General features: G+C 42.1%; 7 protein-coding genes. 3 read left to right on the top strand and 4 right to left on the bottom strand.

Annotation, left to right across the window (positions count from 1 at the left end):
- The 3 genes from J9789_RS16510 to J9789_RS16500 all read right to left on the bottom strand — a co-directional run.
- On the bottom strand, nt 1–1542 hold a 1542-nt coding region (locus J9789_RS16510; RefSeq protein WP_209346739.1), incomplete at its 3' end, for a recombinase family protein.
- 3 nt (nt 1543–1545) lie between these two features.
- Complete coding sequence (locus J9789_RS16505; RefSeq protein WP_000510187.1) at nt 1546–1959, bottom strand: recombinase family protein; 414 nt, start codon at nt 1957–1959, stop codon at nt 1546–1548.
- Nucleotides 1960–2412 carry a hypothetical protein gene (locus tag J9789_RS16500; RefSeq protein WP_245185347.1) on the bottom strand — a complete coding sequence of 151 codons (453 nt, stop codon included), beginning with the start codon at nt 2410–2412 and terminating at the stop codon, nt 1960–1962. It lies immediately after the preceding gene.
- Here J9789_RS16500 and J9789_RS16495 point away from each other — a divergent pair.
- A complete protein-coding gene (locus J9789_RS16495) occupies nt 2396–3337 on the top strand; it encodes an SPASM domain-containing protein (protein WP_209346738.1) in 942 nt (313 codons plus the stop codon). The genes J9789_RS16500 and J9789_RS16495 overlap by 17 nt on opposite strands.
- Before the next feature lie 25 nt (nt 3338–3362).
- The gene (locus tag J9789_RS16490; protein ID WP_209346737.1) at nt 3363–4994 is read left to right on the top strand and encodes an ABC transporter ATP-binding protein; all 1632 of its coding nucleotides are present in this window, start codon (nt 3363–3365) and stop codon (nt 4992–4994) included.
- Between the two features lie 218 nt (nt 4995–5212).
- Here J9789_RS16490 and J9789_RS16485 read toward each other — a convergent pair whose 3' ends face one another.
- Complete coding sequence (locus J9789_RS16485) at nt 5213–6400, bottom strand: IS256 family transposase (RefSeq protein ID WP_209346736.1); 1188 nt, start codon at nt 6398–6400, stop codon at nt 5213–5215.
- Nucleotides 6401–6570: 170 nt separating this feature from the next.
- Between J9789_RS16485 and J9789_RS16480 the strand changes: the two genes are divergently transcribed.
- Nucleotides 6571–8004: a transposase gene (locus J9789_RS16480; protein WP_209346735.1), complete on the top strand. Its 1434-nt coding sequence runs from the start codon at nt 6571–6573 to the stop codon at nt 8002–8004.
- The last annotated feature ends 117 nt before the right edge of the window (nt 8005–8121 follow it).

Here is an 8121-nt window from a genome sequence, read left to right as displayed (position 1 = left end):
TTTAAATTCAACAGTGAGCTTATCATCAAATACCGTAACTTTTTCAATAAGCCGCCTTACTAATTGCTCATCATATTCCTCCAACTCGCAGGATTGTTCATTTAAGAAATCAGTCATTTCAGCGATTCGTTGCCTTTTTCCTTCACGCTCTGCATTCTCTGCAAGTGCATTTTGCTTCAATTCTCGAAGGCGGTAAATTTCATCAGCCACATCTTCATAGTCATTCTTGGACTTTGCTTGTATAAGAAGCTGTTGTTGTAATTCTTCCAATTTGCCATCAATATCATCGGTGGCATTATCATTTTCTTCATTAAATACAGTAGCTATGTTTTTCTGCAAGGTTGAGAGGAAGGGTTCTTTGTTAGCCAAAAGCTCGTTAATAGCCTTGACCACTGCTGTCTGCAATGTTTCCTCGTTTATGGTAGGAGCAGTGCATTCAGACCCTTTTTCCTCCAATCGGCTAACACATCTCCAAACAATAGACTTGTAGCCTCTGTTATTCCAATGTACCCGTCGGTAAATATCGCCGCAGTGTCCGCAGTAAACAATACTCGATAAAGCATACTTGCTGCTATAGACTCGCTTTTTACCGCCTTTGCGGCCACGAAGATTTGCTCTTCGAACCATCTCTTCTTGAACTTGCATAAAAAGCTCCCTTGGAATAATCGGCTCATGGCTGTTTTCTACATAATACTGGGGAACGATGCCGTTATTCTTGACCCGCTTTTTAGAAAGGAAATCAACCGTATATGTCTTTTGTAGAAGGGCATCACCGATGTACTTTTCATTCTGCAATATCTTTTTTAGTGTTTCTGGTCTCCATTTGGCTTTGCCTGCCGCTGTAAGAATACCGTCTGCTTCTAGTCCTCTTGATATTTGTAAAAGACTAGCTCCTTCAAGGTACTCTCTATAAATCCGTTTAACAACCTCTGCACCCTCGGGGTCGATGACTAGTTGCTTGTTTTCATCCTTGGTGTATCCAAGGAAACGCTTATGGTTGACCTGGACTTCACCTTGTTGATATCGATACTGAATGCCCAGCTTAACGTTCTGACTTAAGGATTGGCTTTCCTGTTGGGCAAGGGAAGCCATAATAGTCAGCATAATTTCACCCTTGGAATCCATGGTGTTGATATTTTCTTTTTCAAAGAATACAGCGATGTTTTTATCTTTTAACTGACGGATGTATTTAAGGCAGTCTAACGTGTTTCTGGCAAATCGGCTGATGGATTTTGTAATGATCATGTCTATTTTTCCTGACATACATTCCTCAATCATGCGGTTGAACTCTTCACGCTTTTTGGTATTTGTACCTGTGATACCATCATCCGCAAAAATCCCTGCCAATTCCCATTCCTTGTTTTTCTTAATATAGTTTGTATAATGTTCAATCTGAATTTCATAACTTGAAGCCTGCTCCTCACTATCCGTTGAAACACGACAGTAAGCAGCCACTCGTATTTTGGGTTTGCTCTCACTAGTTTTATTATTTCCGACTCGTTTAATTGCCGGAATCACTGTGACATTTCTACTCACTGCCACTTGTTACACCTCACTTTCTATCAAACTGTAGGCATATTCCGCCTGCTTGTATGGGTCTTCATATTTTTGCACCAGAGGTTTTGCTTTGAACTTTACAGGGTAATCCGTTTTCGGTTCATCTTTAGGTTCCCTTATCCTCCCGAGCTTTTCTGCTCGTTTTCGTTTTTCTTCTCTGGCTTTTTCAAATGTCTCCTCATCAATAATGGGAGGGTAAAATTCATCGCCTAGGTAGTGCTTGTTCTGCAACATCTTACCTGCTGTGGCATGATAACAATCTATCCCAGCTTTTTTAGCAGCTTCCTTCAAAGAAAGGCCTGCCAAGTATCCGGAAAATAATTCTTTTACCTGCTCAGAAGTCTTTTCATCCACAACAGCTTTTCCATCTTCAATTCTATATCCATAGGGTGTGTGACCCATCTAATTCACCAACCTTTCCTTCAATGTGATTCCACATTTTAATTCAAAACCTACTTCCTCCCGTGAAAAGACAATAATCCTCTCTACGTAATCTTCAAACAACTCATCCTCATAAGCTGTGAGCATTTTGGACTTAGTGGCAAACTTAAGCAGACGGTCAACTTCATCTACTTTAGCAAAATTGCCATTGACGGAACGAGTAAGTTGATCCTTTTCGGCAAGAAGCCTTTCTCTTTCTGCCTCCAGTGCATTCTTTTCTTTATTAAACAGAGCAGGTTCCAGATACCCTTTGGCCATTAAACCTGTCAGTACTTGGCTCTGCTCCATGTTGTTTTCAATTTTAGTTTCCAACTCTTCAATTCTACGAAAACTCGCTGCATTGTTTTGGTTACGTAACCCATGAAAAAGTGGTCTTAATATAAACTTCTGACCGAATATGAGTTTATTCATCATCGTAACAAATGCAGTCTTTATATTCGGCGGTGAGCCTCTCGTAAATATAATACAGGGCTTTTATATTTTGGAAAACCTGAAAAAATACTGCGACTCACATGGAATTAGCCTTTTTTGCGGTATAATCACTAATGGATCTTTAATAACATCTGAGATCATTGACAAACTTCTCTATTATAATTGTACCATGGTACAGATTACTCTCGATGGAACCAAAGATGTTCATGATGCTAGGCGTCCTTATAAAAATGGAAAAGGTTCCTTCGACGACATTATCTGCGCAATTAAGTTATTGTCTAAAGTAAGCAACAAATTACGTACAATCATCCGAATCAATATCGATAAAACTAATACCACTGAAGCCGTGAATCTACTGCGTTATCTCGGCAATAATGGCGAAGGCCTTACAATGTGTGGTATAGACTTTGGAATTGTACGCGGTAGTACATCGGCATGCTCCGCATATTCGGGTAACTGCTATATAGATTATGAAATCGGCGATGTTCTTGAATACTTGTGGAATGAAGCTGAAAAACAGGGCTTTTTGATGCATACAAATCCTTTCCAACGTTGGATGTACTGCGGTCTGTATAGCGATGGTCAATATACTGTTACTCCAGACTGTAATGTATATAAGTGTTGGGAACATGCTGGTATGGATGAGCATCGGATGGGAGAAATCGGAGACGACGGTTCGCTAGTGAATGTGTCTTTTGCATTATATGATTGGATGTCAAAAAACCCCTTAGAGGATAAAGACTGCAGAGAATGCGTTTACTTACCCGCCTGCGGTGGTGGCTGCGGTGTCGTTAGTTATAATGAAACTGGCACATATCACGCTAAGGGCTGCTTTAAGGTAAAAGGCGTGTTAGAAAAGCAGATCCAGCGTTTTGCGTTAGAGGTTGCAAACAAAGCTAAAAAGTAATCTTAATATGGAGGCACAGCATGGCATGAAAGATATATTGCTTTTTTGCAAAAAGTACATGAAACTACATCGTAGGCAACTATGTTTTTATATTTTGCTGTGCATTATTCTGGGTTGCTTTTCTTTGGCAACGCCTTATGTATCTGGAAATTTCGTAGATTACTTAATTACCGGCAACAGCATCGGCAGCCTACTTCAGTATTGTGCTTTATACTTTTCCCTGTCGCTAGGTTCGGTTCTTTTAGGATACATAAGTAATAAGCTATTTATCTCCTTACAGACAAGGATGGGATTTGAACTCAATCGTGATGTCATTTCTCATATTCAGCATTTACCATTATCCTTTATCGAGTCAGAAGACACCGCCTACCTTAATCAAAAAGCAAATAATGATTCCAATGCACTCATGACTTTCTGCATCAGTATTATTCAAAGCATTGTAATCAATTTTGTCACTATATTACTTTCATTCTTAGTCATTTTCTTTTTTAATCCTCTAATAGCAGTCTCCTTGTTCATTCTCATTCCCTGCTATTTTATCGTATACCAAATACTCAAAAAGAAATTGTTCACGACCAGCTTTAAATTCAAAGAGAAGCAAGCTGAATATTTTAGTAAACTTTTTGAACAAATATCCCACATCAAACAGCTAAAAGTAAACGCATTATGTTCACAATTCATTTATCGTCTTAATTCGTCTTTTGATCATGTTTTTCACGCTGCAATTCAATACCAAAAGATATCATATATTTTTACGGGTCTAGACAGTATTATTCTCTGTGTTGCACACATTTTTTTATTCCTTTATGGTGGTATATTAGTTTTACAAGGCAAATTAAGTGTAGGGCAGTTCACAATTATATCAAGCTATTTTAGCATCATGCTGACATCAACAAGATACTTCTTCTCTTTAGGAAAAAATGTTCAGGATATTATGGTTTCATTTAAACGGATAACTGAAATTCTTGAACGAACTCCTGATCCTATTGGTTCTATTGAACTTACTCACATTTCAAAAATTGCCCTACATAATTATTCGAAACGCTTCGGTCAAAAATATATTTTAAATTCTGTTTCAGTAGAATTTGAGGAAGGCAAGATATATGTTATAGCAGGTCCAAATGGCTCCGGGAAGACAACACTAATCAATTCTATTTTGGGGCTATACACCAATGAGTGTGCTGATAAAATTTATTATAATGAGTACCCTATAGGGAAAATTGATTTACCAAAAATATATCAAAATCTTTTGGGTATTGTTGAGCAAGAGCCGCTTTTGTTTGAGGACACTATTTATTTTAATATTACTCTTGGTTCTCCCCCAAAGGAAAAGGGAATGATAGACTATTACACCAATTTGTTCGGCTTGGATGGCTTCATCAATTCCCTGCCTAACAAAATGAACACTATAGTCGGAGAAAATGCTTCTAATCTTTCAGGGGGTGAAAAGCAGAAAATATGCCTTATTCGTGCACTGATAAAGAATCCCAATGTATTGGTCTTGGATGAGCCCACATCAGCTCTGGATAGAGAATCTGTGCAAGCATTTAAAGACTACTTAACGGCAACAAAAAAGGGCAAAATAACAGTAATCGTTACCCACGACAGGTCACTTAACGATATTGCCGATGTTGTTATTTCCCTCACAAATCTTTAATACTTTTGTGGTATGCAGTTTTGCTGAGGCATTATCACAAGGGCTTTCCGGCTATCAGGATCTGTAATATAAAACAGCGGCCCCCACCCCAGTAGGCACTCGATTGTGCTTGGGGCGGGGGCTTTTTTGTTTGCTGCTACTCTGAACAGCGAAACAGACATTTAAGGTACTGTCAAGAATTATGCGCAAATTAGTTTGCAGACTCTGGCTGGATGAGGTCAGCCAGCAATAGAGGCGTCTTCCAGAGCCGCCTCCAAATGCTTCATATTCATGTACTTCTTGTTGCCCCACTGGGTTCCGGCCACATGGCGTAATCGGGCACAAACCAGCATCAAAGCAGAATTGCCGTCCGGGAATGTTCCCACCACACGGGTGCGGCGGCGAATCTCCCGGTTCAGCCGTTCAATTACATTGTTGGTACGGATCCGCGTCCAATGCTCATAGGGAAAATCACAGTAAGTCAGCGTTTCCTCGACACTATCCTCTACTTTCTTAGCGGCCTCTTTTAACTTCATTTCCTTCAGCTGAGCCACCACAGCTTTCGCTTTCTCTCGGGCCGCCTTCTTGCTCTCCTGGGCATGGATCGCCTTGAGCATCTTAGCCACCAGTTTTACCTTGGATCGAGGGACGACGGAAAACACATTGCGGTAAAAATGGACTGTGCAGCGTTGGTATTTGGCGTCAGGAAACACTTCCCCTACAGCGTCCAGCATTCCCAGACACTTGTCCCCGACAATGAGTTTCACGCCGTCCAGTCCACGGCTTTTAAGCCACTGGAAGAAATTCACCCAGCTGGCCTTGTCCTCTTTCATACCCTCGGCCGCGCCCAGGACCTCACGGTATCCGTCCTCGTTCACCGCAATTGCCACCAATATTGCAACATTTTCATACTCTCCTCCCCAGTTGCGCCGCAGGTAGATACCGTCCACATAAACGTACGGATACTTACCGCCTTGTAAGGGACGGTTCCGCCAATCCTCGATGTGGACATAGGCTTTCTTGTTCAGCTCGCTGATGGTGGACGGAGATACCTTGCTGCCCCATAAAGCTTCTGTTATATCCTCCACCCGGCGCACAGAGACGCCGGCGAGGTACATCTCAATGAGGGCTTCTTCTACGCTGCTCTCCCGGCGGCGATACCGCTCAATGATGGCCGTTTCAAAAGAAACACCCTTGAGGCGAGGCACATGGAGCGTCACGTCTCCGGAGGTGGTGGTAAGGTTCCGGTCGTAGTGGCCGCTGCGGTAGCCTTGGCGGGCCTCGTTGCGCTCGTAGCGGGCAGCCTGGGTTAGCTCCGCCTCCTGCTCCAGCAGTTCATTCAGCGTTTCTTCGACGCTGCCCCGGACCATTTCCTTGAGCTGCCCCTTGATTACTTCCTCGTTCAGTTGTACAATCTTCTCAGACATGGTTTACAGACTCCTTTCAGAATGGTGTGTGGTAACTTCATTCTACCAGAGGTCTGCAAACCATGTCTCTTTTTATGCCGTTTTCAATTTGCGCAATTTATTGGACCTGTTGACAAAAGTCCCAAACACCCCATTCCCATGGTATAATTAAAATAAGGGAGGGATGGAGCATGATGGGACGGCAAAGCGGTCAGATGAGTATGGTGATTCTGGATATAGCAGAATTAATTCCACGCGATCACTTACTTCGGAAAATCAATCAGATGGTTTCATTTGACTTTATCTACGATCTTGTAGCGCCATATTACCCTGCAAATGGCCGCCCATCTGTTGACCCTGTTAGTATGTTTAAAATGCTGCTGGTGGGATACCTTTATGGCATCAAGTCAGAACGCCGGCTTGTCCAGGAAATTCAGCTAAACATTGCTTATCGTTGGTTTTGTGGCTTTGAGCTTGGAGAAAAGATACCGGATCATTCTACCTTCAGCAAAACAAGAGTCCGCAAGTGGAATGAGAGCAGCTTGTTCCAACAGATCTTTCTGGAAATTGTCCGATGCTGCATGGAACAGAAATTGATAGACGGCAAAGAGATGGCCTCCGATGGCAGCTACATCCCAGCCGAAGTTTCAAGGAACAGCTGGATGGATATAGAAGTTGAAGTCGAGCAGAGCATGTTGAGCTATCTTGATAATCTGGACCAGGAGCTTGCATCACAGCCGGGATTTAAGAAGCCAGCGAGCCATACAGTCACCAAAAAGATTACAACAAGCACAACAGATCCTGAGTGTGGCTATATCCACCACGGGAGCAAACGAGGTGTGGGATACCTCATGGAAGCGACCGTAGATTGTAAATATGGGATTATTACAGGAGTAGATGTATTCCCGGCAAATGAAAAAGAAAGCCTCTTGGTTTTGCGGCATTTGGAACGGCAGCAAAAACAGTTGGGCCTGTCTATGGAGAAAGTTGCTTTGGACAGAGGGTATGACACTGGTGCTGTTCACAGGGGCTTGGAACTACTGGGAATTACCGGTTATATTCCGGCCATCCGTTTTCCCAATGACCCAAGTAAATATGGATTTTCATATGATCCGCAACAGGATACATTTATTTGCCCAATGGGACAGCCTCTTGTATATCACCGTCTGAACTGCAATAAGTCCACAGGGAAATATCTTCGTTGTTACCAGGTACAGGGAGATGTCTGCCGGAAATGCACTTCCTGTAAGACTTGTTTTGATACAGCCGGTGTGCGTAGAAGAATTTTGGCCAGCAGCTGCTATCCTGCGTTTTACAGAGGGCATTTAAGGGTCAATACTCCGGAATACCTGTACATGATGAGAAAACGAAAAATATGGGCTGAAGGCAGCTTTGCTGCTATGAAAAGAGAGCATAACCTTTTAAAAATTCGGAAACGAGGCATTCTTGCAGCGACTGAGGAATGTCTCCTGTCTGCCATGGCATTAAACCTAAAAAGGATGGTTAAAGCCATCTTTTCTGCAATGCTAATGGATAAAATATGGGCCGAGAATATAATTTCTCAGCCCATATTTCGTCTTTGTCAACAGGTCCTTTATTGTACCTTATCACATTTAATAGCGTAAAGGTTTGAACTGCTTATCTGTCTTTTATGCGCGACCGGATTTTCGAAACAGCGATATCGATTGCCTTATTAGCAACAATCACTATAAAGGCGACGATATATAAACTTTTCACCTCGC

Origin of the sequence: Flavonifractor sp. AGMB03687 (genome assembly GCF_017811815.1) — a bacterium.
GTDB lineage: Bacteria > Bacillota > Clostridia > Oscillospirales > Oscillospiraceae > Flavonifractor.
This window is presented reverse-complemented; position numbering and strand designations above follow the sequence as displayed.

Excerpts from the sequence above, each read along its gene's own strand:
- J9789_RS16495 (WP_209346738.1), top strand. The coding sequence starts at position 2,396 with ATGAGTTTATTCATCATCGTAACAAATGCAGTCTTTATATTCGGCGGT.
- J9789_RS16485 (WP_209346736.1), bottom strand. The coding sequence starts at position 6,400 with ATGTCTGAGAAGATTGTACAACTGAACGAGGAAGTAATCAAGGGGCAG.
- J9789_RS16490 (WP_209346737.1), top strand. The coding sequence starts at position 3,363 with ATGAAAGATATATTGCTTTTTTGCAAAAAGTACATGAAACTACATCGT.
- J9789_RS16500 (WP_245185347.1), bottom strand. The coding sequence starts at position 2,412 with ATGATGAATAAACTCATATTCGGTCAGAAGTTTATATTAAGACCACTT.
- J9789_RS16480 (WP_209346735.1), top strand. The coding sequence starts at position 6,571 with ATGATGGGACGGCAAAGCGGTCAGATGAGTATGGTGATTCTGGATATA.
- J9789_RS16505 (WP_000510187.1), bottom strand. The coding sequence starts at position 1,959 with ATGGGTCACACACCCTATGGATATAGAATTGAAGATGGAAAAGCTGTT.